General features: G+C 68.2%; 28 protein-coding genes. 10 read left to right on the top strand and 18 right to left on the bottom strand.

The genetic code is table 11. From position 1 onward, the window contains the following. Nucleotides 1-9: 9 nt before the first annotated feature. From HQ314_RS16735 to HQ314_RS16700, 8 genes are all read right to left on the bottom strand, one after another. Entirely contained in the window at nucleotides 10-666 is a 657-nt protein-coding gene (locus HQ314_RS16735; RefSeq protein WP_037186307.1) for a GntR family transcriptional regulator, read from the bottom strand. A 284-nt stretch (nucleotides 667-950) separates the two neighbouring features. Further along, nucleotides 951-2,729: an acyl-CoA dehydrogenase gene (locus HQ314_RS16730; RefSeq protein ID WP_222650652.1), complete on the bottom strand. Its 1,779-nt coding sequence runs from the start codon at nucleotides 2,727-2,729 to the stop codon at nucleotides 951-953. A gap of 19 nt (nucleotides 2,730-2,748) precedes the next feature. Further along, nucleotides 2,749-3,321: a methylated-DNA--[protein]-cysteine S-methyltransferase gene (locus HQ314_RS16725; RefSeq protein ID WP_056443522.1), complete on the bottom strand. Its 573-nt coding sequence runs from the start codon at nucleotides 3,319-3,321 to the stop codon at nucleotides 2,749-2,751. Further along, nucleotides 3,318-3,785 carry an RNA polymerase sigma factor gene (locus HQ314_RS16720; protein WP_027506491.1) on the bottom strand — a complete coding sequence of 156 codons (468 nt, stop codon included), beginning with the start codon at nucleotides 3,783-3,785 and terminating at the stop codon, nucleotides 3,318-3,320. The genes HQ314_RS16725 and HQ314_RS16720 overlap by 4 nt, the downstream gene beginning before the upstream one ends. A gap of 191 nt (nucleotides 3,786-3,976) precedes the next feature. Beyond that, entirely contained in the window at nucleotides 3,977-4,828 is an 852-nt protein-coding gene (locus HQ314_RS16715) for a triacylglycerol lipase (protein ID WP_222650651.1), read from the bottom strand. Between the two features lie 47 nt (nucleotides 4,829-4,875). Further along, complete coding sequence (locus HQ314_RS21495) at nucleotides 4,876-5,661, bottom strand: M23 family metallopeptidase (RefSeq protein WP_231476416.1); 786 nt, start codon at nucleotides 5,659-5,661, stop codon at nucleotides 4,876-4,878. 62 nt (nucleotides 5,662-5,723) lie between these two features. Further along, entirely contained in the window at nucleotides 5,724-7,439 is a 1,716-nt protein-coding gene (locus tag HQ314_RS16705) for an NAD(P)/FAD-dependent oxidoreductase (RefSeq protein ID WP_222650650.1), read from the bottom strand. After that, complete coding sequence (locus tag HQ314_RS16700; RefSeq protein ID WP_056443515.1) at nucleotides 7,436-8,008, bottom strand: helix-turn-helix domain-containing protein; 573 nt, start codon at nucleotides 8,006-8,008, stop codon at nucleotides 7,436-7,438. Before HQ314_RS16700 ends, HQ314_RS16705 begins: the two co-directional genes overlap by 4 nt. A 75-nt stretch (nucleotides 8,009-8,083) precedes the next feature. Between HQ314_RS16700 and speB the strand changes: the two genes are divergently transcribed. Then, nucleotides 8,084-9,025, top strand: a complete 942-nt coding sequence (gene speB / locus HQ314_RS16695) for an agmatinase (RefSeq protein ID WP_027506493.1) — start codon at nucleotides 8,084-8,086, stop codon at nucleotides 9,023-9,025. On the opposite strand, the gene HQ314_RS16690 is transcribed toward speB, so the two are convergent. Next, nucleotides 8,989-9,642, bottom strand: a complete 654-nt coding sequence (locus HQ314_RS16690; RefSeq protein WP_051613522.1) for a DedA family protein — start codon at nucleotides 9,640-9,642, stop codon at nucleotides 8,989-8,991. The two genes, speB and HQ314_RS16690, sit on opposite strands and share 37 nt — an antisense overlap. Before the next feature lie 40 nt (nucleotides 9,643-9,682). Here HQ314_RS16690 and HQ314_RS16685 point away from each other — a divergent pair, with 40 nt between their 5' ends. Together HQ314_RS16685 and HQ314_RS16680 are read left to right on the top strand one after the other, a co-directional pair. Further along, on the top strand, nucleotides 9,683-10,141 hold the full coding sequence (locus tag HQ314_RS16685) for a hypothetical protein (RefSeq protein WP_222650649.1): 459 nt from the start codon (nucleotides 9,683-9,685) through the stop codon (nucleotides 10,139-10,141). A gap of 200 nt (nucleotides 10,142-10,341) precedes the next feature. Continuing rightward, nucleotides 10,342-11,154, top strand: a complete 813-nt coding sequence (locus tag HQ314_RS16680; protein WP_056443510.1) for a GAF and ANTAR domain-containing protein — start codon at nucleotides 10,342-10,344, stop codon at nucleotides 11,152-11,154. On the opposite strand, the gene HQ314_RS16675 is transcribed toward HQ314_RS16680, so the two are convergent. Beyond that, nucleotides 11,155-11,901 (bottom strand): 3-hydroxybutyrate dehydrogenase, encoded by a 747-nt coding sequence (locus HQ314_RS16675; protein WP_027506496.1) that lies wholly within the window; start codon nucleotides 11,899-11,901, stop codon nucleotides 11,155-11,157. Between the two features lie 81 nt (nucleotides 11,902-11,982). On the opposite strand from HQ314_RS16675, the gene HQ314_RS16670 reads away from it, so the two are divergent. The 3 genes from HQ314_RS16670 to HQ314_RS16660 are packed head-to-tail and all read left to right on the top strand — an operon-like array spanning nucleotide 11,983 to nucleotide 13,219. After that, nucleotides 11,983-12,498 carry a polyketide cyclase gene (locus HQ314_RS16670; RefSeq protein ID WP_027506497.1) on the top strand — a complete coding sequence of 172 codons (516 nt, stop codon included), beginning with the start codon at nucleotides 11,983-11,985 and terminating at the stop codon, nucleotides 12,496-12,498. Continuing rightward, nucleotides 12,495-13,046, top strand: coding sequence for a DUF2231 domain-containing protein (locus HQ314_RS16665; RefSeq protein ID WP_027506498.1), 552 nt, complete (start codon nucleotides 12,495-12,497; stop codon nucleotides 13,044-13,046). Before HQ314_RS16670 ends, HQ314_RS16665 begins: the two co-directional genes overlap by 4 nt. Further along, nucleotides 13,043-13,219 carry a hypothetical protein gene (locus HQ314_RS16660; RefSeq protein WP_155957085.1) on the top strand — a complete coding sequence of 59 codons (177 nt, stop codon included), beginning with the start codon at nucleotides 13,043-13,045 and terminating at the stop codon, nucleotides 13,217-13,219. The genes HQ314_RS16665 and HQ314_RS16660 overlap by 4 nt, the downstream gene beginning before the upstream one ends. Here the strand turns inward: HQ314_RS16660 and HQ314_RS16655 are convergent. The 8 genes from HQ314_RS16655 to HQ314_RS16620 all read right to left on the bottom strand — a co-directional run bounded on the left by HQ314_RS16655 (nucleotide 13,200) and on the right by HQ314_RS16620 (nucleotide 21,172). After that, complete coding sequence (locus tag HQ314_RS16655; RefSeq protein ID WP_056443505.1) at nucleotides 13,200-14,087, bottom strand: polysaccharide deacetylase family protein; 888 nt, start codon at nucleotides 14,085-14,087, stop codon at nucleotides 13,200-13,202. The genes HQ314_RS16660 and HQ314_RS16655 overlap by 20 nt on opposite strands. After that, the gene (locus HQ314_RS16650; RefSeq protein WP_027506500.1) at nucleotides 14,087-14,656 is read right to left on the bottom strand and encodes a hypothetical protein; all 570 of its coding nucleotides are present in this window, start codon (nucleotides 14,654-14,656) and stop codon (nucleotides 14,087-14,089) included. The genes HQ314_RS16655 and HQ314_RS16650 overlap by 1 nt, the downstream gene beginning before the upstream one ends. 35 nt (nucleotides 14,657-14,691) lie before the next feature. Further along, entirely contained in the window at nucleotides 14,692-15,819 is a 1,128-nt protein-coding gene (locus tag HQ314_RS16645) for a TDT family transporter (protein ID WP_222633192.1), read from the bottom strand. A 74-nt stretch (nucleotides 15,820-15,893) separates the two neighbouring features. Further along, nucleotides 15,894-16,781 (bottom strand): LysR family transcriptional regulator, encoded by an 888-nt coding sequence (locus HQ314_RS16640; protein WP_222650648.1) that lies wholly within the window; start codon nucleotides 16,779-16,781, stop codon nucleotides 15,894-15,896. Nucleotides 16,782-17,277: 496 nt separating this feature from the next. Next, entirely contained in the window at nucleotides 17,278-17,562 is a 285-nt protein-coding gene (locus tag HQ314_RS16635; protein ID WP_056443494.1) for a hypothetical protein, read from the bottom strand. Nucleotides 17,563-17,649: 87 nt separating this feature from the next. Continuing rightward, the gene (locus HQ314_RS16630) at nucleotides 17,650-19,182 is read right to left on the bottom strand and encodes a long-chain fatty acid--CoA ligase (RefSeq protein WP_222650647.1); all 1,533 of its coding nucleotides are present in this window, start codon (nucleotides 19,180-19,182) and stop codon (nucleotides 17,650-17,652) included. A gap of 1 nt (nucleotide 19,183) precedes the next feature. Continuing rightward, nucleotides 19,184-20,311, bottom strand: coding sequence for a DUF5938 domain-containing protein (locus HQ314_RS16625; RefSeq protein ID WP_222650646.1), 1,128 nt, complete (start codon nucleotides 20,309-20,311; stop codon nucleotides 19,184-19,186). 57 nt (nucleotides 20,312-20,368) lie between these two features. Further along, nucleotides 20,369-21,172, bottom strand: a complete 804-nt coding sequence (locus HQ314_RS16620; protein WP_042574244.1) for an SDR family NAD(P)-dependent oxidoreductase — start codon at nucleotides 21,170-21,172, stop codon at nucleotides 20,369-20,371. Between the two features lie 150 nt (nucleotides 21,173-21,322). Between HQ314_RS16620 and HQ314_RS16615 the strand changes: the two genes are divergently transcribed. The 4 genes from HQ314_RS16615 to HQ314_RS16600 all read left to right on the top strand — a co-directional run bounded on the left by HQ314_RS16615 (nucleotide 21,323) and on the right by HQ314_RS16600 (nucleotide 24,180). Next, the gene (locus HQ314_RS16615; RefSeq protein ID WP_027506507.1) at nucleotides 21,323-21,967 is read left to right on the top strand and encodes a TetR/AcrR family transcriptional regulator; all 645 of its coding nucleotides are present in this window, start codon (nucleotides 21,323-21,325) and stop codon (nucleotides 21,965-21,967) included. Next, nucleotides 21,945-23,156 (top strand): MFS transporter, encoded by a 1,212-nt coding sequence (locus tag HQ314_RS16610; protein ID WP_222650645.1) that lies wholly within the window; start codon nucleotides 21,945-21,947, stop codon nucleotides 23,154-23,156. Before HQ314_RS16615 ends, HQ314_RS16610 begins: the two co-directional genes overlap by 23 nt. Continuing rightward, nucleotides 23,153-23,662, top strand: a complete 510-nt coding sequence (locus HQ314_RS16605) for a GNAT family N-acetyltransferase (protein WP_027506509.1) — start codon at nucleotides 23,153-23,155, stop codon at nucleotides 23,660-23,662. The genes HQ314_RS16610 and HQ314_RS16605 overlap by 4 nt, the downstream gene beginning before the upstream one ends. A gap of 116 nt (nucleotides 23,663-23,778) precedes the next feature. Then, nucleotides 23,779-24,180 carry an ASCH domain-containing protein gene (locus HQ314_RS16600; RefSeq protein ID WP_222650644.1) on the top strand — a complete coding sequence of 134 codons (402 nt, stop codon included), beginning with the start codon at nucleotides 23,779-23,781 and terminating at the stop codon, nucleotides 24,178-24,180. Nucleotides 24,181-24,213 lie beyond the last annotated feature (33 nt).

The following is a 24,213-nucleotide window of genomic DNA, read 5'->3' as shown; positions in this document are numbered from 1 at the left end:
TGGGGTCCTTCAGCGGATTCCACGCGGCAGCGCGTGCGTGGCTGCCATGTGGAGGGAGAGGGCGTCGTCGTACGCGGCGACGTCGCCCTGCTCGACGAGTGCGGTGAGACGGGTGTGGTCGCCGATGATCGACGCCAACACGTCCGGATTGCGCGCCACGGAGTTCGCGGTCATGCGGCGCTGCCGGTCGCGCAATCCTGAGTAGAAGGTCGACAGCAGCGGGTTGTCCCCGTGCGTGACGACGATGGTGTGGAAGTCTGCGTCCTCGGCAGCGAAGCCGAGGGAGTCGCCCGCCTCCGCGAGAACGCGCTGCCGGTCGAGGCTCTCCCGCATCTGTGCGGCAGCGGAGGCCCGGCTGCCCGGATCCTGTGCGAACGCCTCGAGCGATCCGGTCTCGACGAGTCGACGGGCGGCGACGAGATGGGTGGCCTCGTCGGGGGCGACGGGAACCACGAGGGCCCCGCGCTTGGGGTAGAGCCGCATCCATCCTTCGGCCGCGAGCCTGAGGAAGGCCTCACGGACCGGGGTGCGGCTGGTGCCGGTGCGCTCGGCGATCTGCCCCTCGCTGATCAGCTCCCCGCCCGGCAGCTCGCCGGAGACGATGAGCTCCTTGACCGTCGCGTACGCCCGGTCGGACGACGTCTCGGTTGCATCTGTGTTGCGCACATCTTGTATCTAAGCAGTCGGTACACCGCGTTGCCAGGTGTGTGTGACGGGCATTACTGGGTACCGTCGCCGGGCGTCCGGGCGCTGCGCGCGGTGGTGTGCGCAGGTTGGACGGTGCGCGCAACACCGCGCGGTGCGCCAGGCACACCCGTGATCAGGCACGCACCGCACCACCCGCAGTGCGGTGCCTCCCCACGCGCAGCGCCCGACTCTCTGCGCACGCTGAACGGTGCGCGCAACACCGCGCGGTGCGCCCGGCAGCACCCCACCCGGCAAGCGCTGCGCTACAGAACCGCGGTGTCGAGATCCAGCATCGTGCGGTCCAGGTTCTCGAGCAGGTCGAACTGTGGGCCCGTCTTGGGGAGCTCGTACCGGAAGAAGTACTGCGCCGCGACACGCTTGCCGTCGTAGAAGGCGCCTTCCTTGTCGCCGATCGCCCGGAGCTGGTCGAGCCACAGCCACGCGACGACCACGTGACCGGTCGCCTCGAGGTACGCGGACGAGTTGGCCAGCGCCACCTCGGCGTCGCCCTGACCCCACAGCGTGCCGGTGACGGCCACGAGGCGATCCACTGCCGCTCGCAGGGCGTCGGCGTACTCGCCCGACATCGCGTCGATGGTCTCCGTGATGGTCTCGACGAGGAGCTGGAGCCCTCGGCCGCCCTGCGCGACGACCTTGCGTCCGAGGAGGTCGAGGCCCTGGATGCCGTTCGTTCCCTCGTGGATGGGGTTGAGGCGGTTGTCGCGGTAGAACTGCTCGACGTTGTAGTCACGGGTGTAGCCGTACCCGCCGTGCACCTGGATCGCGAGGTTGTTGGCCTCGAGACACCACTGCGACGGCCACGCCTTGGCGATGGGGGTGAGCACGTCGAGGAGGAACCCGGCGCGATCCGCCGCGTCCTGCTCGCCGGTGATCTGCTCGTCGACCAGCCGGGAGCAGTACAGACCCAGGGCCAGACCGCCCTCGACGTAGGACTTCTGCGCGAGCAGCATGCGGCGGACGTCGGAGTGGTCGATGATCGGTACCTGCGGGGCAGCCGGATCCTTGTCACCGACGGGCCGGCCCTGTGCACGATCCCGGGCGTACGCCACCGAGTGCAGGTAGCCGGTGTAGCCCAGCGCGGTCGCGCCCATGCCGACGCCGATGCGCGCCTCGTTCATCATCTTGAACATGTACGACAGGCCCTTGTGCGGCTCGCCGACGAGATAGCCTGTGGCGCCGCCGTTCTCGCCGAACGCGAGGAGCGTGTTGGTGGTTCCGCGGTACCCCATCTTGTGGTTCAGGCCGACGAGGTTCACGTCGTTGCGCTCGCCCAGCGACCCGTCTACGTTCACCAGCGTCTTGGGCACGACGAAGAGCGAGATGCCCTTCACGCCCGCCGGACCGCCGGGGATCTTGGCGAGGACGAGGTGCACGATGTTCTCACCGAGTTCGTGCTCGCCGCCCGAGATCCACATCTTGGTTCCGGTCACCGCGTAGGTGCCGTCACCCTGCTCGACGGCCTTGGTGGTGATGTAGGCGAGCGACGATCCGGCACCGGGCTCGGACAGGCACATGGTCCCGTGGAAACGGCCTTCGAGCATGGGCCGGACATAGGCGTCGACCAACTCCTCGCTGCCGTACTCGATGAGGAGATTGGCGTTGCCGATCGTGAGGAAGGGATAGGTCGCGGTGCCGGTGTTCGCGGCCTGGAACCACGCGAGCGACGCCTTCGACACCGTGGTCGGCAGCTGCATGCCGCCGAGCGAGTCGTCGAACTGCCCGGAGATGAGGCCGGCGTCGTTGAACACCTTCAGCGCCTGCTCGACCTCGGGAATCAGGACGACCTTGCCGTCCTCGCCGACGTGCGGCTCGTTCGCGTCCGCCTTCTTGTTGTGCGGCGCGAAGTGCTTCACCGCGATCTGCTCGCTGAGCTCCATCACCGCGTCGAACGTCTCCCGAGAATGATCGGAGAAGCGCTTCCGCTCGGTCAACGACTCGACGTCGAGCCATTCGTAGAGGAGGAACTCGAGATCGCGACGAGACAGAACGAGGTGCGCGGGAACATCAGCAGCAGAGGACATGCTTCGAGACTAATACCGCCTAGTAGTTCTGTGTCTCGAGCGCGAGCAGAAGCTGCTTGGCGGCCTCACCGCCGGCGTAACGACCGGGCGTTCCGTCCGACCGCACCACGCGATGACATGGGATGACCAGGGGCAGCGGATTGCGCGCGCAGGCCGATCCCACGGCGCGGACGGCCTTCGGGCTGGCCGTCTCCGCGGCCACGGCGGCGTAGCTCCGGGTCTCGCCGTAGGGGATGCGCTGGAGATGCGTCAGGACGTCGCGACGGAAACCTGCAGCGAGGCGCAGATCCAGGTCGACGTCGACGACGCGGGACGTCCCGGCGAAGAACGCGTCGAGCCCGCGGACCACCGGGTCGAGCCGGGCCGGCGCTCGGAGCACCCGCGGACTGATGCGGGTGGCCAGCGTCTGCAGGACCGTGTCGTGGTTCTCGACGTCGAAGGCCACGCGCACGACACCTCGCTCGGTGGCCGCCACGAGGAGCGTGCCGACGGGTGAGTCGAGGGTGCGGTACGCGACGTCGAGCAGTCCTTCCTCGGCGGCGCGGTGCGTCAGTCGCTCGTGGAGCGCGGTCAGTTCGGCGGCGGTGGTCACAGCAGCTCACTCCTCGTGGTCGTGCGGCGTAGCGTCGCGATGCCGTCGGCACATGCACGCCGGGCGGCTGTGGTCGAATTACCCAGCAGCGCAGCGACGTCCGCATGAGGGAGCCCCCCGATGTGGTGGTACGCGACGGCCAGTCGCTGAGTGTCGGGCAGGGCCGCGACCGCGGACCACAGGGCGTGGTTCTCGTCGGGCACCATCGTGGCGACGTCCGGAACGGAGTCGGTGGGCACGGGCCGACGAGCTGCCGCGCGATGAACGTCGACGGCCTTGCGGTGCGCGATGGTCACCAGCCAGGCCTGCACGTTCGCGTCCTCGGGCAGGTCGGGGTACGCCCGGAGCGCGGCGAGGAAGGTCTCCGACCACGCGTCGTCGGCGTCGACGGGACCGACCACGGCGCGACAGACCCGCAGCACCACGGGGCCGTGGGTGGCCACGACGGTCTCGAACGGAAGCATCACGATCAGTAAACGCGTGAGGGCGGCGGAACGTGAGAATCGGCGGGATCGCGAGGTTCAGCGAGCTGCGTGCACACCCCCTGCGTCAACCGCACACACCCTCCAGCCTGCAGCAACGGGTGTTCACCACACGCCGGCCGTGTGCACACCCCTTCCAGCCGGCCACCGCACCAGCGCGCGCACTCCGACACTCAGCAGGGGCTGGGGACCCGATCGGCGTAGGACCGGTCGAGCCCGCGCTGCACCATCCACAGTGCGCGGGGGTCGGTGGTCAGTTCCATATGCCCGGCGGTGTTGCTCGGGCAGCCGTCCTGCACCCAGACGTTGTCCACGGTCGCGCCCGGGCCCGCGGCGAGGAAGGTGTTCTCGGGCGGCGTGGAGACGGTGTCCGCGCGGGTGGCGATCACGGTGTAGTCGACGCCCGGGACGGTGTCGCCGCCCGCGTTGAGCACGTCGAGGAACGACGAGCCGACCATCTGCTGGACGAACGACGGTCCGACGGCCGCGGCGGCGACCTCGCCGACCGGCAGTCCGAACTGCTGCGCGAGCGATCCGATGAGCTGCCCCGCCGAGAACGTGGTGCCGTGATTGGTGGCGCCGAGGGTGACGAGGGTGTGCACCGCGTCGGCTCCACCTTCGAACTTCAGGTACTGGCGCGCCACGACACCGCCCTGGGAGTGCCCGACGACGTCCACGTCGGCTGCGCCGGTGCGTGATCGGACGTCGTCGACGAAGGCACGCAGCTCTCGCGCGGACGTGGCGATGTCGTCGCCGCCGTAGGTCTGCAGCAGGTTCTCGCCGGGCTCGGCGCGGTAGCCGTACTCGAGAGTGAAGACGCAGTAGCCCTCCGCCTCGAGCTGAGGAGTGAGGGTGGACCAGGTGTCCGGACCGTCGACCCAGGTGCCGTGCACCAGCACGACGGGACGGGGATGCTCGGGTGAGCAGGAGCCGGCGGTGTCGGCCGCGGCCGGACCGGCGCCGAGAGGTGCGGTGCCCACGGCCACGGCGAGTGCCGTCGCCGCCGTCAGAAGTGCCCGTCTCATGCCCTGATCGTATCCGAGCGTGTTACTGGTGTGACGGATGGGACTCGTCAGTCGCCTTCCGGTCCGAGCGAGATACCGCGGCCGATCAACCACAGTTCGGGATCCACGTGCTTGTCCGCGACGACGGTCTCGAAGTGCAGGTGCGGCCCGGTCGAGTCGCCGCGGTTCCCCATCGTCGCGATCTGCTGCCCCGCCGCGACCCGCTGACCGGCCACCGCGACCAGGGTGTCCACGTGACCGTAGATGGACACGGTGCCGTCGTCGTGTCGCACGCGCACCCACAGCCCGAAGCCGCTCGCAGGGCCGGCCTCGATCACCTGGCCGTCCGCCACCGACAGGATCGGTGTGCCGATCGGGCCGGCGATGTCGATGCCGTTGTGCATCGTTCCCCACCGCGGGCCGAAACCGGACGTGTACGTGCCGCGAGCCGGTGAGGCGTAGCTACCGATGCGGGCGCCGATCACGGCCGGTGGCAGCTCGTACAGTCGGCGATCCTTCTCCTCGGCGCTCGCCGCCGTCGAGAGCACGGCGATGGCGGCCGCGTACTCCTCCTCCGCCGTGGCGCGGTTGACCTTCGCGATTTGGCGCAGCGGGCCCAGGTTGCGCTCCGGTTCCGCCAGGAAGCTCGGCCGCAGGTCCGCAGCGGGAGCGGCGACCGCCCCGACGGCCGGTTCCTCGGCCGTCGGCCGGGTCAGGTGGAACACGAGCACCGCGACGGCGAGCACGAGCACGATGGCCAGTGCCTGCGCCGAGACGGTCCGCACCGGAACGGTCGCAGGCGTCGTCACGGGCGGCCGATCGGCCGCCCGTGAGCGCGAGAGCAACTGAACCACCGGAGGAACGCTACCGCTCGGTAAGTCCTCCCGGACCGAGATTCACCGCGCCGGTCGACTCATCAGTCCCCGAGGCGGAGCGGGGCGATGCTCTCGAAGACGTCACCCGGCCCGGGATTGTCCGGATGTGTCGATCCGCCGAGGTGGTTCATGACTCCCCACACCGCGTTGAGCGCGGTCTGGATGGCGCCCTCGGCCCATCCCGCCGTCCACGAGATGTCGTCGCCGGCGAGGAAGATCCCGCGATGCCGGGAGGCGAGCTCGTCCTGCACGAAGTGCGAGAACAGGCGTTCCTGATAGCGATAGTGGCCGGGCAGGTTGGCCTTGAAGGCACCCATGAAGTGTCGCTCGGTCTCCCACGACAGCGTCACCGGATCGGAGACGATGTGGCTGCGGAAGTCCACCCCGGGATAGATCTCCTCGAGCGATCCCAGCATCAGCGTCAACCGCTCGTCGGGTGAGAGCGGCAGCAGCTTCAGCGAGTCGTCGCTCCACGTGTACGACAGACAGATCACGCCGGGCCGATCGTCGCCGTGATCGAGGAGATACGTTCCCCGACTCAACCGGTCGGTGAGGGTCATGCTGACCAGTTCCCTCCCCGTCTCGGGGTCGACGTCCTTCCAGAACGGTCGGTCCACGAGCACGAACACCTTGGTCGACCCCATGTAGTGGGTGCGTTCGACGGCCGTCCAGTGATCGATGGGCAGCAGGTCGTCGTCGGTGTCGATGGTGTTGAGGAGCATCCAGCTCTGCGCGGTCACGACGACCGAGGCGAACTCGTCCGTCCGGCCCGAGGAGTCGGTCACCGCGAAGGTGTGGTCGCCGGTGGCGTCGTCGGTCCGTCGCCGGATCTCCGTGACACCCGGGCGGGGTGTGCCGCCGTGCAGCGACGCGACCGAGGTGCCCGCCGGCCAGTGCGCCGCGTCCGACACGGCCTCCGACCACAGACCACGTGGCAGGCGGCTGGATCCGCCGACGATGCCGCGGTGGTGATCGTCCGCCTCCGTGGCCACGACGCGCAGGATCTCGAGTATCGAGTTCGGGAAGTCGGTGTCCCAGCCACCGGTGCCGAAACCTACCTGGCCGAATAACTCTCGACGCGCGAACGACGCGAAGTGGGGGGATCCGACGAGGAACCCGTAGAACGTCGTGTCGTCGAGTCGCACCACGAGGTCGTTCCAGATGCGCTTCACCGCCGCCGCGTCCCGAGCGCGGATGGCGCGCTGGAGAGGGACGAGTTCGGACTGCTCCTCGAGCGTGCGCTGCCACGCCCTGGCCACCTCGGCGTACTCGTCGGGGAGATCGGTCAGCTGCCGCGCGTAGTGACTGGTGCCCTTGAGGTCGATGACGGTGCTGGGCGTCGCCTCGGCGAGCGGGTTGGGGAACGGGGTGGTCTCGATGCCGAGGTGGTCGAGGTAGTGGAACAGGGCGGTGGACGACGGCGGGAACCGCATCGCGCCCATCTCGGCGACCGTGTCCTCGTGCCCCTCGAACGGGACCGAGTGCATGCGGCCGCCGATCCACCCCGCCTCGTACACCACGGGTTCGAGTCCCATCCGCAGCAGCTCCCGGGCGGCGACGGTGCCGGCGAGACCGGCCCCGACGATGGCGACGCGGGTGCCGCGGCGGTCCGGAGGGACCGACCCGAGCCCGGCCGGGTGCGCGAGGAAATCGTCGTAGGCGAAGGGGAAGTCGGGGCCGAACATGGTGACCGGCTGCTCACGGTCCCCTGCTGATCGCTCGTGGACCGAGCTGTCGGGAGTGACGGGCGTGGTCATGGGGTCGTCTCGATTCTGGTTCTGTCGTGGCGGGAGGGCAGGGACGGCGTCAGGACCCACAGCACAGTGGTGTCGACCTCCGCGCGGAAGCTGTGCCGACGACGAGGATCGAAGGTGAGCGCGTCACCGTCGTCGAGTTGCACGGTGCGCTCGTCGAGCGTCAGGATCAGCCGACCGGTGAGCACCAGGACGAACCCCACCTCGGCCGGCAGTTCGTACGACTCGTCGCCGCTGCCTCCTCCGCGCTCGATCCTGCCGTGGATGACCTGCACGCGCTGTTCGCCCGCCGGGGTCAGCAGGTACTCCGTCTGGGCATGACCCCCGAGGGCGATCGGGGGGTACTCGCCGGCGCGGACGACGTCGCCGTGCGGAACGTCGTCGAACAGCGACCCCATGGGAATCTCGAGCGCGTCGCACCAGCGCACCAGGACGGCGACGGACGCGGACGCGCGGTCGTTCTCGACCTTGGACAGGTAGCCCTTGGTCACACCGACGGTCGACGCGAGCGCGTCGAGAGTGAGACGACGGGCGGCCCGGGCCTCCCGCAGCCGGTTTCCGATGGTGGACACGCCGCGATCATGCCCTGCTCCGCGTCAGGAAACAAGTGTTGACCAACCGCCTGAAGTGAGGAAACATCACTGCTCATGACCGACATCAGGGGACCTCTGGACGGCTCGCGATACCCGCGGTACATGGAACCGTCGACCTTCGCGCGGCTGCCGCGACTCGACGAGGTCTCCCGGGCCGACGTGAGCATCGTCGGAGTGCCCTTCGACTCGGGCGTGAGCTACCGGCCGGGCGCGCGCTTCGGTCCCGGCCACATCCGCGCGTCGTCCAAACTGCTCCGGCCGTACAACCCCGCGCTGGACGTGTCGCCGTTCGCGCACCGCCAGGTGGCCGATGCCGGCGACATCGCGGTCAATCCGTTCGACATCGCCGAGGCACTGACGACGGTCGAGCACGCGATCACCGATCTGCGCAAGGACGGCAGCACGGTCCTCACTCTCGGTGGCGACCACACCATCGCGCTGCCGATCCTGCGCGCGCTGCACCGCGACCACGGGCCGATCGCCGTGCTGCACTTCGACGCGCACCTCGACACGTGGGACACGTACTTCGGTGCACCCTTCACGCACGGGACACCGTTCCGACGGGCCAGCGAGGAGGGGCTGATCGACCTCGAGCGGTCGCAGCACATCGGGATCCGCGGTCCGCTGTACGGCAAGAAGGACCTCGAGGACGACGCCGTCCTGGGGTTTCAGATCATCCGGTCCGACGACTACGAGACGGACGGGGTGGCCTCGATCGTCGAGCGGATGCGCCGCCGTCTCGACACGGGCCCGGTCTACGTCTCCGTGGACATCGACGTCCTCGACCCGGCCCACGCCCCGGGTACCGGCACACCCGAGGCGGGCGGCATGACGTCGCGGGAACTGCTGAACACCCTGCGCGGGTTGGTGGGAGCGAACATCGTCGGTGCGGACATCGTCGAGGTCGCGCCCGCGTACGACCACGCGGAGATCACCGGAATCGCCGCGTCACACGTGGCCTACGAGCTGCTGTCGGTGCTCGCGCTGGGATCGTAGGCCCGCGCCGCGCCCTTCTCGGAGCGATGAGCCCGGACGCGCCACACGATCAGCGCGATCACCACCACCGCGACCACGATGATCGCCGCGTCCCGTCCCACCGTCTTCGCGACCTGTTCGTACGAGTTGCCGGCGACGAATCCGAGCACCACGAACCCCGTCCCCCAGACGAGCCCACCGAGTGCGTTGTACGCGAGGAACTTCGGGTACGGCATGCGCGACATTCCGGCCAACGCCGGCATCACCGCTCGGAAGAAGGCGACGAACCGGCCGAGGAAGACGGCCGTCCCGCCCTTGCGCGCCAACAGGTCCCGCGCCTTGTCCAGCTTGTCGCGACGCTTGTCCAGAATCTTCATGGCCAACAGTCGTGGGCCGAAGTGCTTGCCGATCTCGAAGCCCACCGAGTCACCCACCACGGCCGCGACGACCACGACCGCCGCCATCGCCACGACACTCACGTGGTCCTGACTCGCCGCGACACCGCCGATGACCGCGGCCGTCTCTCCCGGGATCACGAAACCGACGAAGATCGCGTCCTCGAGGAACACGAGCAGGAAGACGATGAGGAACACCCAGATCGGTGCGATGTCCAGCAGGCGCTCCATCACGGAAGTCATACGACCATGATGGCCCACAACCAGTGAATCGAGGTTCGATGTGGCTCCACGCAATCCGCACGCCATCGCGGACGGCATGATCGTGCGCAGTGTCACACGCCCGGATCGGGTCTTCCGGGTCAGCGGCGATCCCGGCGGGACTCGGGTCAATTTCGTGGCGCTGTCGCCGGGCACGCGCACCGTGGTGAACGGCAGCCCTCGCAACTACCGTCCCGAGACACCGGCCGAGGAGTTCGAGCGACTCGCGGACGCCGGGCGGGACGACGTGATCGAGGACGTCCGTCAGACCGAGCCGGCCGACGACGAATTGGCGGGTACGAGCGCCGTGGCGGACGAGCCGACCGACGACGATTCCGTCGCCACACTGTGCGTACGCATGCAGGATGCCGTCGCGCGCGTCGCCGACGGCGAGTGCGACCCGGACGACGCCGCCGCGATCGTCAGCGCCGCGGCCGCGCTCAATGCCGCCGTGATCGAGGAGCACGCACGCCGCGGCTGAGCCCACGACACGAAGAACCCCACCGGTGCGCAGGCACACAGTGGGGGTCTCCGAGACATCGGCGGGCTTCTTCACTCGACGGCTCTGGCACTTCGTGATGTCCGGACAACACGAGTACCTGATGCTTGCGATACCCGCTGGCCACCGAACTCAACCGGAGTCGCTGCTGGTGTCCCCGCGTCGTGCGATGATTCTCAACCGTGGAGAGCAGGGACAGCGCCGTGGCGGCGACAGCGGACTCGGAGCGCGCGGAGGCGGACGAGTCGACGTCGCGTGCGGCGGAGTTGGTCACCGAGGTGGCCACCGGGTCGGTCGCTCCCCGTCGACTCGCGGCCATGCTGAGCGTGGTCGGCGGCAGCGTCCGCGACGACGACCATCTTGCGGTGCTGCTGAAGCGCACCGCGGAGATCGCACACGAGGCCGTCGACGGTGCGTCCAGCGTCGGTGTGAGCATCCTGTTCGGCGGCCTGACGTACACGGCCGTGCACACCGACGACCGCACGCTCGAGGTCGACCGCCATCAGTACGAGATCGGTGAGGGTCCGTGCCTCGAGGCCGCCCGGACCGGGGAGATCGTGCGCGTCGACGTCGATGCGGCGCAGCAGCGCTGGCCGGAGTTCGTACACGCTGCCCGCGAGGAGGGCGTGCGCTCGTTCCTCGCCGCGCCCCTGCACACCGCCGACATGAAGCTCGGATCGTTCAACCTGTACGGCACCGCCCCCGACGCGTTCGGGTCGATCGACGAGTCGATCCTCGAGCTGCTGACGTCCACCGTGTCCACGGCGATCGGCGACTACGCCCGCGTGCGGTCGGCCCGCGAGGTCGCGTCGGGCCTGCAGGACGCACTCGAGCACCGCGCCCCCATCGAGCAGGCCAAGGGCATTCTCATGGCGCTGCACGGCGTCGACAGCGACACCGCGTTCGGCATGCTGTCCGCGGAGTCACAGCGCGCCAACCGCAAGCTCCGTGACATCGCCCGCGACTTCGTGGAGAGCGTCTCGCGCGGCGAGTGATCAGCTCGCGCTCCAGCCGCCGTCCATCGTGTACGACGCTCCGGTGATCATCGACGCCTCGTCTCCGACGAGGAAGGACACCAGTGCGGCCACCTCCTCCGGCTCCACCATCCGCTTGATCGCACTCTCGGTCAGCAGCACCTTCTCGAGCACCTCGGACTCGTCGATGCCGTGGACGCGCGCCTGATCGGCGATCTGCTTCTCCACGAGGGGTGTTCGCACGTAGCCGGGGTTGACGCAGTTGCTGCGGACGCCCCGCTCGGCGCCTTCGAGAGCGGTGACCTTCGACAGTCCCTCCAGCGCGTGCTTCGCCGTGACGTACGCCGACTTGTTGGCCGATGCCCGGATGCCGTGCACGGACGACATGTTGACGATGCGTCCGTACCCGGACTCGTACATGTGCGGCAGAGCGGCACGCACCAGCAGGAACGGTGCCTCCACCATGAGTGTCAGGATGCGGCGGAACATCACCGGGTCGAAGTCCTCGATCGGCGACACGTGCTGGATTCCCGCGTTGTTCACCAGGATGTCGGTCTCGAGGGTGAGGTCCGCGAGCGCGTCGACGTCGGAGAGATCCACCTGCCACGCGTCTCCCCCGATCTCGTGTGCCAGCGCCGTGGCGGCGTCACCGTCGAGGTCGGCGACAGTGACCCGAGCGCCGTTCGCCGCGAGGGCGCGGGCGATCGCGGCCCCGATTCCGCTGGCACCACCGGTGATGAGAGCCGATCGTCCTGTGAGGTCCGTCATGGTCACGAGTCTGTGCCCGTCGCGCTCCGTCTTCAATGACGACCTGCGCACCCGCTTCCTGCACAAGTGCAGACTGGACCCATGACCGACGAACGACTCGAGTTTCAGCGCGTGATGCCGTTGCCCGCGGCGGACATCTTCGACGTGCTCTGCGATCCCGACGGCCACGTCGCCATCGACGGCTCGGGCATGTTGATGAGCGCGGACGGCGCACCCGTGACGTCCGCGGGAGACACCTTCGTCGTGCACATGGATCGCGAGGCACTCGGCGACCTCCCGATGGGTACCTACGACGTCGAGGTCACCATCGCGACCTTCGAGCGCGATCGGGACATCTCGTGGACGATCGTCGGCACGGTCCGACCGCCCATCGGTCACCGCTACGGGTACCGGCTCGCGCCGCACTCCTTCGAGGACGGCACGGAGGGCACCCTCGTCACGTCCTACTACGACTGGTCCGACATCCATCCCGACTGGCGGGAGCGTGACATATTCCCCGTGGTGTCCGGATCGTCCCTGCGCGTGACCCTCGGCATTCTCGAGCGCACCGTGCGTCGCGGTTACCCTCGACCGCTGCGGGTATCCGACACGGTATGAATCTCACACCGCTGTTCCACCCGCTCGAGAAGGCGACGTTCCTCGATCCGGTCAGCGACCCCGTCGCCGGGAAGCTCCGATCCGCTCTCGAGGGGACGAAGGTCGACGGCCTCCTCCGTGGGACCTTCGTCGGCCACCCGATGCATCCCATCATGGCCTACTCCTCGGTCGGATTGTGGACCAGCGCAGTCTTTCTCGATGTCACCGGTGGAGACTCCGCGGCAGCGCGGCGCCTCATCGGTGCCGGACTGGTGACCGCCCCCACCGCACTGGTGACGGGGTGGGCGACGTGGTCGACGCTCAACGCGGAACAGCGACGAGTGGGTCTGATCCACGCGAGCACCAACGCCGTAGCCCTGGCTCTGTTCACGGCGTCGTATCGCCGGCGCGCGAAGGCAGCGGACGCGTCGTCGCCGCCGGACACCACGTCGAAGGCGCTCGCACTCGCCGGATTCGCCGTCGCCGGTCTGGGCGGCGCTCTCGGCGGTCATCTCGGGTACAACATGGGAGCGGGAGTCGCGGCACGGGCACTCCCGGCGGGCGTGTGAGTACCGACGAGGTGTTCGCCCAGTTGCGAGCACGCGGTGTCACGGCCGAGGGTGCACGGCGCTTCGCGGACGGCAGTGCCGAGAACCTCGATCCGGAGGCCCTCGCGGCACTCACCGAGGCGAACCTCACCGAGGCGCAGCTGCACGACTACGTCACGCAGGCGGCGGAGTGACCGTCCGATAGTGCTCGGCGATGTCGCCGGCGGTGGTGAACCAGACACCGTCGGCGTGCGACGTCAGGTGATCCAGCGCGCGACGAAAGCGTCTGAGCCGGTGCGGTTGCCCGGTGAGGAACGTGTGGGTGGAGATGGCCAACACGCGCGGTGCGCGCCGCGACTGCTCCTTCAGCTCGTCGAACGAGTCGACGACGATGTGCTCGAAATCCTCCGCGGACCCGTGGTGATGGACGAACACCGGAAGGTCGTTGACCTCGTGCGGGTACGGAACACTCAGTAGAGGTCCACCGCGCGTGGCCATCCACACCGGCTGGTCGTCGATCGGCCAGTCGAGCGTGTACTCGAATCCCTGCTCCGCCAACAGGTCCTCCGTCACCCGGCTCGGGTTCGCGCCGGGGCTCATCCAACCCCGAGGCGGCGAACCCTCGTGTGACTCGATCGCCCGTCGTACCGCCTCGATGGTGCGACGTTCCGCGTCCTCGTCCTGCTGGTTCGGCTGCTCGGCGTTGGTGCGGCCGTGGGCGACGACGTCCGCGCCGAGTGCGCGATACGCCGCCACCAGATCGGGAGCGTGCTCGTAGATCTCGGCGTTGACGAGCAGAGTCGGACGAATTCCGCTGTCGCGCAACGTGTCGGCCAACGCGAAGCCGCCCGCCCTGTTGCCGTACTCGCGCCAACCCCAGTTGTAGGTGTTCGGCTGGTCCATTCCCGGCGTCCATCCCAGCCCGGGAGCTCCGTCGTCGTACGGGAAGTGCTCGCAGTTGACGGCGACGTACACCGCGAGGGACGCGCCGCCCGGCCACGAGAACGACGGACGGGACGTGATGGGCGAGTACGGGAATCGGCCGTGCGAGGGCAGTGCCATCACTCGCCCCGACTCGTACGGATCGCGGCGCGGAGGCCGTCGAGATAGGGCTCCATGTCGGTCTCCGACGTCAGCGCCACCGCCTCGACAGGGTGGTGCCGCGCCTCGATCACCACACCGTGGTCGCCCACCGTCGCCGACGCCCACCACCGTTCCTGCCCGCCGTGCATCTCGAAGTCGGTGTCCGCGCCGTTCACCGGCACGACGACGCGACGCGCCTCCGTCGCCGCGATGGCCTCACGTCGCCGCTTGTACTCGGGCGACATCGGCGTCAGACCGATCGCCGACAGCATCGCCTTCAGCGCCGTGCGGTGCGCGTCCTTCGTGGTGGTGGTGACCTCGACGAAGGGACCGTCGATGTCGTCGCCGTCCCAGTCGACCTCACCGTGCCGCAGTGTCACGCTGGTCAGTACGTCGTTCTCCCGCGACCACGGGCCCATCACCCGCACCCCGTTCCACCCGTTCACCGTGTAGGTCGGGAAGGTGGTCGACTCGGCGCGGATCTGATCCTCGATCGCGCGTTGCTGGGTCCAGAACTCGTCGGGCGTGAGGTGGCCGGTGATCTCCATGCCTCCAGTGTGCCCACTTCGCCGTCGTGCGACTCTCACGCCGGAAGAAACACCCGGCCGCGATACGCCTCGCGCACCGTCCTCGTCGCCACCGTCGTCCACGCCGTCACCAGCACGGCGAACAGCACGACCGCCAGTGCCTCGACGACGGACGACTCCAGCGCGCGCCCCAACGCCGCCGCGCCGGTGACGCATGTTCCGACCGGGAAGGTGAACGACCACCATGCCAACGAGAAGCGCAGTCCTCGGCGCGCCGCGTGCACGGTCAGCGCCGTGGCCAGGGCGAACATCATCGCTCCGAAGCCGCCCATCACCATTCCGAAGAGGATTCCCGCCGCACGCAGGACCACCGCCACCTCGCTCCGGTCACCGGTGAACACCATCGCCGCATCGGCACCCAGGAGGTTGGCCGCGGTGACGGACTGGCCGATGACGCCGAGAGTGATCCATATAGTCGGTGCAGCCTGGACCGGGAGGACGGCGCCGTGCAGCAGTCGACCGAGAACCGCGGTCGTCACCATCAGCCCGGTCACGAGTGCCGATCCGAACAGCGCGTAGCAGCCGACGAGCATCGCGAGCCGCCACTGCCCGTCGGCGATGTGCGGGAGGAGAAGTGCACCGGTGGATGCCGAGACCATCGGCGGCACCACGGGCATCAGCCATGCCGGGAGCGCGACCGTGTCGGCACTGCGGCCGCGGGTGATCATCACGTACGGGACGACGACACTGGTCGCGAGCCCCAGCGCGGTACCCACCGTCCAGAGGACGACGAAGATCGAGGTGGCCAGGCTCTGCCCGATGATGTCCACGCCGAGGAGGCTCGTGCCGGCACCGACGGTGAGCAGGGCCATGGGCGGCGCGCCGTAGAACTGCATCATGACCGGGTGGGCCGCGTGGGCCTGCGCGACGCGGCGGTGCGCGAGCCAGTGCGCGGCGAACAGGGTCGACACGACGACGAGGACAGTCGAGGCGAGCAGCCACATGACGACGGCTGCCATGTGGAGCACGACATTCTGCACGGGCAGCGTTGCTGCGGCAGTGGCGACGATTCCGGTCCCCATCACCGATGCGAACCAGTTCGGCGTGATGTGCTCGATCACGCTGCCGGGCGAGTCGAGATCGCGGAGCAGCCCGTGCGATGTCGCGGTCCGGAAGGTCGTCATGCCTTCACAGTGCGCCGGGACGGCGACGATCAGTAGTGGTCGTGCTCTTGTCACCCCACAAACGCTGTTTGTGGCTACTGCCGGGCAATGTCGAGGAAGTCGCGACGTGGACCGCGCAGTGCTGCAGACAGGCTCCAGACCGCGCGCAGCTCACGCGTCATCGAAAGACCGGGAACGTCGATGCGCACCAACGCGCCACTCCGCAGCTCCCCCTCCACCGCGAGGGACGACACCACCGCCGGCGCATTCGCCGATATGGCAGCAGACTTGACAGCGGTGACGGAGTTGAGCTCGATGAGCGGCGGAACCGTCGGGCGGACGGCGCTCTCGTACGTGGTGCGGGTTCCCGACCGCGGCTCCCGTTGCACCAGAGCCGTCGTCTGCAGCAGCTCCATCGACGCCGCACGTCTGGTCGCCCACGGGTGGGACGGTCCCGTGACGATGATCAACTCGTCGTGCGCGACGACGGCGACCCCGAGCCCGGCCGGCACGTCGGGCCCTTCGACGAAACCGATGTCCGCGCGCCCGTCCAGCACCTGCTCGGCGACCTCCGCCGAGTTCATCAGTCGCATCTGCACCTGGACGTCGGGCGACTGTCTGCGCATCGACAGCATCCACGCCGGCACGAGGTGCTCGGCGACGGTCATACTCGCGGCGATGGTGAGCGTCGCATTGCCCTCGCGCAGAAGCGATGTCACTCCTGTCGCGAACTTCTCGGCCGAGTCGAGGATGCCGCCCGCCCACTCCATGACCGCGACGCCCTCGGGGGTCAGGGCGACACCGCTCGTCCCGCGATCGAAGATGCGGACACCGATGTCCCGTTCCGCCGCACGCACTCGCGCGCTGACCGCCTGCTGACTCAACCCGTGTTCGCGGCCCGCTGCCGTCATGCTGCCCAACCGGGCGACGGACACCATCACATCGAGGGCTCCGAGGTCCGGTACCCGCGGCGACAGTGGCATCCGCCCACCGTAACGACTGAGCCGGTGGGCTCGGGCTCAGCTACCGAAGCCTGCGCGGATGCCGACGAGCTGGTACGTGCCGAAGGCGAAGCCGGGAGCACAGTTCACGAGGATGATGTCGCCTCGCTCCCGGTACTCGGCTGCCGTCTGCTGGCAATTCTTTGCGGGAGGGAAGTAGAACTCGCCGAAGGTCTGAAAGTAGAGCGGGCCGATGACGGTGCTGCGGACGCCGTTGCCCCGCCGGACAACACGATGGCAGCGGCTCCGGCGCCTGCCACGGTGGCATCGACGAGTGAACGGGTGATTCGACGAGACATGGTGGACCTCCTGGTTGGACGTACCGTTCGGTCCGTTTACGGTAGACCCGGTCTCCCGCCGTGTACAGAGGTCGAGCTGCGTGCCGCTTCCCGCGGGAGCTACGTCGTACCGCGCCGGTTGCAGTGCCCGCGGCAACACGAATCGACCGCGGGAATTCGTCGGTCGAGTTCGCCGACGATCAGCTCCCGAAGAGATCCGTGCGGATTCCGACGAGCTGATAGCCGGGGTACGCGAGATTGACGGCGCAGTCGACGAGGATGATGTCCCCCCGCTCTCGATACCGTGCCGCCGTGTTCTGGCAGTTCTCGCTCGCCGGAATGACGAGCACGCCGAACGATTGCCAGTAGATGGGTCCCTGAGCGGGTGCCGCCGACGCCGTTGCACCACCCGACAGCGCGATGGCGACCGCTCCGGCGCCGACGGCCGTGGCGCCGACGAGTGCGCGGGTGATTCGACGAGACATGATGGACCTCCTGGCTAGGCGTACCGATCGGTCCGTTCACGGTAGGCCCGGCCGTCCGCCGTGTACAGAGGTCGAGCGACCCACCCACTACATCGTCATGGTGTACCTGACCTCGTTCTTCAGGATCTTTCCGACCTTCGACCGGGGCAGAAGATCCCAGACCTCGATGTTCTTCGGTGCCTTCACACTGCCGATGCGTTCTTTGACGAAGGCGATCAATGCGGCGGGATCCACCTCCTGCCCGGCGCGCAGTTCGACCGCGGCCACCACCCGTTCTCCCCATTTCTCGTCGGGAAGTCCCACCACGGCCGACTCCTTGACCGCGGGATGCGCGAGCAGTGCCTGCTCCACCTCGGCCGAGTAGACGTTGAATCCGCCCGTGATGATCATGTCCTTGGCACGGTCGACGACGAAGAGGAACCCGTCGTCGTCGAGGTACCCGATGTCGCCTGTGTGGTGCCATCCGTGTGCGCCGACTTCTGCTGTCGCGGAGGGATTGTCGTGGTACCCGTCCATGACCAACGGGCCCCTGACGACGATTTCGCCGCGCTCACCCGTGCTCAGCAGCTCTCCGCTCTCGGCCATGATCGCCACCGTCGTCAACGGGGTGGGCCGACCGGCCGATGTCAGACGCTCCGTCGCCACCGAACCGTCGGCCCGGAAGTGGTCCGCCGGCGCCAGCGTGGCGATCATGTTCGGCGCCTCGGTCTGTCCGAACAACTGCCCGAGCACCGGACCGATGCGCGTCAACGCTTCCTCGAGTCGCGTCGGGGACATCGGGGCGGCGCCGTACCAGAGGCATCGCAGAGACGACAGGTCCCGACTGTCCAGATCCGGATGGTCGAGCACGCCGTAGATGACGGTCGGAGGGAGGAAGGCGTGCGTGATCCGGTGCCTGTCGATCAGCTCGAGGAACTGACCGATGTCGGGGGCAGGCATGATCACCACTTCCCCACCGAGACTCAAAATCGGGAAGGTCAGCACCCCGGCGGAATGGGTGAGCGGCGCGAGCGCCAGATAGCGAGGGCGCACGCCGAAGGGGTAGCTCATCAATGCCAGCGCCGTCGAGGTCATCATGTTGTCCTCGGTCAGCCTGACTCCCTTCGGCTTTCCCGTCGTACCTCCCGTCCCGGCAAGCATGCAGAGTCCCCGATCCGGATGCCGATCGACGTCCAACTCACCCCGGTGTTCGCCGAGCCAAGCCTCGAACGGCACCGCCCACTCGACTTCTCCGTCGAGGCAGACCAGCCGGACCAACTGGGGAAGGTCGCCGCGGATCCGGTCGACCAACCCCGAGAACTTCGACTGGAAGAACAGCAACCGGCAGCCGAACAGGTCGAACAACTGCCGGTTCTCGTCGGCTTCGTTCCGAGGGTTCACCGGACACCACACCGCGCCCGCACGGGAGATGCCGAACACGCAGGTGAGCGCAAGTGGGTCGTTGCCCGACAGGATCGCCACGCGCTCCCCGGTCCGGATCCCGTCGTGCTGCAGGGCACTCGCGATCTCGACGGAGCGGTCGTGGACTTCCCCGTAGGTCGAGGTCACCCCGCCGGCCGTGAGGCACGGCGCCTCACGGCCCATCGAGACACCTTTGTCGAGATAGTCCGACAGTCGCATCTCAGCGGTGAACGGACACGATCGGGTCGAGCACCAGACCGAATGCCCGCAGCGTTCCCAACAATTCTCGGTGTCCGAAAGCCTCACAGCTGGAGGCAAATCCCACCTTGCGTGGAGTTCCCTGCAGCAGCGCCGCGGCACCGTGCGCGTTGAGCAACGCCGTCTGCTTGTAGTTGCAGTTGCCGTGGATGACGCAGTGTGCGCGGCCCAGCGGACCCGATGCGTACACCGAGTCCAGCGAGGTGTTCAGGCGCGGATTCTCCCGGGGCGGCATCTCGCTGCGGATCGCGGACGACTGTTCGTCGATGATGCGGTACTTCTCCTCGTCGGACTTGCCCTCCATCTGTTCGAGCGCGGCGGCCACCAACAGCGGAACCGCCTTCATCAGAGGTGGATTGAAGACACCGCCGAGAGCCTTCGCGGTGGTGACCCGCGGGTCGTTCTTGAACCAGACCGGGTGCGACGTGCCGCCCCACGGCAACGCCAGGCCGAGATCGTGCTGACCGGGAACGCTCACGGTGTAGAGCCCGGCGTCGGCGGGCCACTCGACGTACTCGTTCTCCTCCAGGTAGTAGGCCTTGGAGAATGCGGCGTTGGTGAGAATGGTGTTGGTCGACGCCACCGTCGGATGGCCCTTCCAGAACACCTGGATGTCGAGGCTGTTCAGACCGGGGTTCTCGAGGCAGATGTTGGCCGCGATCTCACCGATGGAATACATCTGCGCCAGGCCGGGCGTGAGAACGAGTCCCTGCGAGGCGAAGTCGGCGCTGTACTGCGCCTCGGCGTCGATCATCCAGTTCTGCTCGCCGTTGGTGTCGGTGTAGTGCGCACCGATGGCCAGGCAGGCCTGCGCCACCTCGTGGCCGTAGCGGGCGAACGGTCCCACGGTGTTGAGGACCACGGTCGCGCCGCGGAAGGCCTCGGTCAGCGCCTCCACGGTGTGCTCGACCTCGACGATCTCGTGCTCGACGGTGTCGATACCCGGCACGGCACTCACGGCATCCTCCAGGCGGGCGTGATCGCGGCCGGCGGCCAGGAAGGGAATGTTGTACTCGCGCAGGTACTCACAGATGAGGCGACCCGTGTAGCCGGACGCTCCGTAGACGACGACGCGCTTGTCAGTGGGCATGGTTGATCTCCTGGTTCGAAGTGGGGTGGTCGAGAGCCGTGCTGGTGGGGCGGCAGGTCACATGCCCATGCCGCCGTCGACGGGGAGCCCCGCGCCGGTGATGAACTTCGCGGCGTCGGACGACAGGAACACCACGGCGTCCGCCATGTCGTCGACCTGGCCGAGTCGACCGAGGGGCGTCAGTTCCACGACGGTCTGCACTGCCGCCTCGACGGACGGGAACAGGCCGAGTTCCGCGGTGTCGACCGCGAGCTTGTTGCCCATCGCGGTCGGGGTCAGTGCCGGATAGATGCAGTTGACGCGCACGCCGTAGCCGAGCTTTCCCGATTCGGCGGCCGCGACCCGGGTCAGTCGGTCGATGCCCGATTTCGTGGCGGAGTAGAGGCTGATTCCGGGGAACGCGATGGTGGCGGCGACCGAGGCGATGTTGACCACCGATCCGCCCTTACCGGCCTTGCCACCGGGGCGCATCGCGCGGAATGCGTGCTTCACGCCGAGTGCGGTGCCGATGACGTTGACCTGCAGCATCGCGGACGCCGCCTCGGCGTCGAGATCGGCGATAAGACTGGTGACCTCGATACCCGCGTTGTTGACGACGATGTCGAGGCCGCCCAGTGCGCCGATGGTCGACTCGACCGCCGCCTCCCAGGCCGCGTCGTCCGTGACGTCGAGCTGGACGAACTCCGCTTTCGCTCCTGTGGCCCGCAGCGCCTCGACCGTCTCCTGACCACCCGCGGCATTGATGTCGGCGATGGCGACGGACGCTCCTGCCGCCGCGAGAGCCTGCGCCATTCCCGCACCGAGGCCCTGCGCACCGCCTGTGACCAGTGCCGTTCGTCCGGTCAGGTCGTAACTCGTCATGTCCGCTCTCCTTGTTCGAAGCGTTCTTCGCGTGGGATCACATCCGCTATTCGATGTGATGCAGGCAACACTAGGGCCAAGTCTTGACAGTCGTCAAGAAAAATCTTGACGACTGTCAAGAGTTCGTCGATGCGGCGGTATGCTTTCCGGGTGACCCAGACCACCGACCCCCGACTTCGCGTCGAGGAGCGCTCTCGAGACAAGTTCGAGGCGCGTCGCAGCGAGCTCGCACTGGCGACTCTCGCGACGTTGGCGGAACTCGGTTACGCCCGCACCAGCCTCCGCGAGATCGCTCAGAACTCCGAGTACTCGCACGGCGTCCTGCACTACTACTTCTCCAACAAGCTCGATCTCATCGCGCATGCCGTGCGGCAGTACGAGGAGATCTGTGTGACGCGGTACGACGACGTCGTCGCCGGGGCCGAGTCCGCGGAGCAGCTGCGACGCTCGTTCACCGAGACCTTCTTCGGCACTCTGCTCGCCGACGCGGCGATCCACCGCCTCTGGTACGACCTGCGCAATCAGAGCCTGTTCGATTCCTCCTTCCGCGCCGACGTCCTCGAGATCGAGTCCCGGCGCGAGGAGATGATCTGGCGCGTCGTCGCCCGGTACTGCGAACTCGTCGGAGCGGCGCCTGTTCTCACGCCGGCCACCGCCTACATCACCATCGACGGCATCTTCCAGCGCGCCCTGCTGAACCAGATCGCCGAGCGCCACCCCGACGTCGACGAGGGCCGGGCTCAACTCGACGCCGTCTTCGACATGGTGACCGGTGGCGTACCCTCCTCCCACTGACGACCGCGCCGCGGATCCGCTCGGCTATCTCGGCATCGTCCGATTACCCGGTGCCGCACGCGCTTTCCTCCCCGCACTGCTCGGCCGCCTGGCCTTCGCGATGGTCGGACTGGTCATCCTGTTGGCGGTGCAGCGTGCCACCGGATCGTTCGCGGTCGCGGGTTCCGCGACGGGTGCGTTCGGTGTCGCCAATGTGGTGGCGTCACCGTATCGGGCACGTCTCGTCGACCGCATCGGTCAGCGGCGAGCCCTCGTCTCGATGGCCGTCGGATTCGCCACGGCCCTGGGCACTCTGGCCTTTCTGACGTACGTCGATGCCCCGGCCTGGTCCCTGGTGCTCGGCAGTCTGGTCACCGGATTCTTCCCTCCCCCACTCGGCGCCTCGATGCGTGTCGTCTGGAGCTCGCTGACGCCGCCGGGGCCGACCCGCACCCGCGCCTACAGTCTCGATGCCGTGAGCGAGGAGTCGATGTTCACCATCGGTCCCCTCCTCGGCGCCACCCTCGTCACCGCCCTGTCCCCGTCGATCGCACTCGCCGCCACGGGATGCGTCGCCGTCGTCGGCACGGTCGGCATGACCACCAGCCGGCACTCGCGCGGACACGGCCCGCGCACGACAGGGACCACTCCCTCGTCGCGCCCACTCCGACGGCCCGGCTTCGTCGGTGTCCTGACAGCGATGGCAGGGGTCGGGGCCGTCCTGGGAACCGTGGAGATCGCCGCCACAGCCTTCGCCGCGAAGCAGGGAGCCATCGGATCGGCCGGAACTCTTCTCGCGGCGCTCGGAGCCGGAAGTGTCTGCGGTGGACTGCTGTACGGGCGCCGGAGCTGGGCCGGCTCGCTGACCCGTCGACTTCTGACGACGGTCCTGATGATGGCCGTCCTCACCTCCGTGCTGGCGCTGGTCTCGACCACGGTGCCGCTGCATGTCGGACTGTTCCTGCTGGGCTTCTGCATCGCACCCGCCCTGGTGACGGGGTACCTGCTGTCCGATCACCTCACCACCGCGGACGTGCGCACCGAGGCGTCGAGCTGGATCAACACCGCGGTGAACGCGGGCGCTGCTCTCGCCTCCGCGGGTATCGGCGTGGTGGTCGACTCCCGTTCTCCCGGTACAGGATTTCTGGTCGGTGGCGCCGCGGCGGCTCTCCTCCTCGTCCTGGCAGCGGTGACGAGGCCGCCCTCGTGACCGTCGTCGCCGTCACCGCGCGGCTCACTCTGCGCACCTATTCCCCCGACGACGAGCACCGGCTCGACTTCTACACCGATCCCGAGGTCTGCCGGTACCTCATGCACGAGCCGTGGACGGCGGAGGACGCACGGATCGCAGTGCAGAGACGCTGCGAGCGAACGAGTCTCGACACGGGGGCATTGAATGCTCTGGTCGAGCTGAACGGCCGGGTGATCGGCACTGTCTCCGCGTGGTTCGTCGCCGAGGACACTGTCGAACTCGGGTGGACCTTCGCGCGCGACGTCTCCGGCCACGGCTACGCCACCGAAGCGGTGCAGGCAGTGCTCGACGAGGTACTCGCTCTGGACCGGGTCCGGCGCGTCACCGCGGAGATGGACGCGCGCAACGCAGCCTCCGCACGTCTCGCCCAGCGCGTGGGATTACGCGACGAGGAACTGCGCCTGCAGGACTGCTGGTGCAAGGGTGAGTGGACGGACACGCTCGTGTACTCGCTGAGCCGCTGACCTCGACCGGCCTCCGGCCTTCCCGCTGACCGCACAGGTTCTCGTAGGTGTCGCAGCGTCCGCAGCAACCGGGAACGTCCGCGGGAACCCCGACCCGCGTGCGCCATACTCGAGGAATGGCCGACATCGACTCTCTCCCCGTGGCCGAGTTCGCCTTCCCCGGGCCGCTGCGCGATGCCCTCGTGTCCGTGATCGTCGCAGGCCGCAAGACGGCGACCACCTCACTGCGGGTGGAGTACGAGAACGAGCCGCTGCCCCGAGTGGGCGAGCGTCAACGGGTGATCGACTCCGGCAGCGCCACTGCCTGCGTCATCGAGATCACCGATGTACGCGTCAGCGTTCTCGGCGACGTCGACGATGCGCATGCCGTCGCGGAGGGTGAGGGTCACGCCGACGTCGCCGCATGGCGTGCCGGGCACGAACGGTTCTGGCGATCCGACGAGATGGCAGACACGCTGGCCGGCCTCACCATCGACGACTCGACTCTCGTGGTCCTCGAACGGTTCCGGGTCGTCTGAGCCTTCGGCCTTCCCGCTGAGAAACGGCCGGCC

The organism is Rhodococcus sp. BP-332, assembly GCF_019836065.1.
Lineage (GTDB): Bacteria > Actinomycetota > Actinomycetes > Mycobacteriales > Mycobacteriaceae > Rhodococcoides.
Note: the sequence above shows the minus strand (reverse complement) of the source record. Positions and strands in the feature narration are given on the sequence as shown.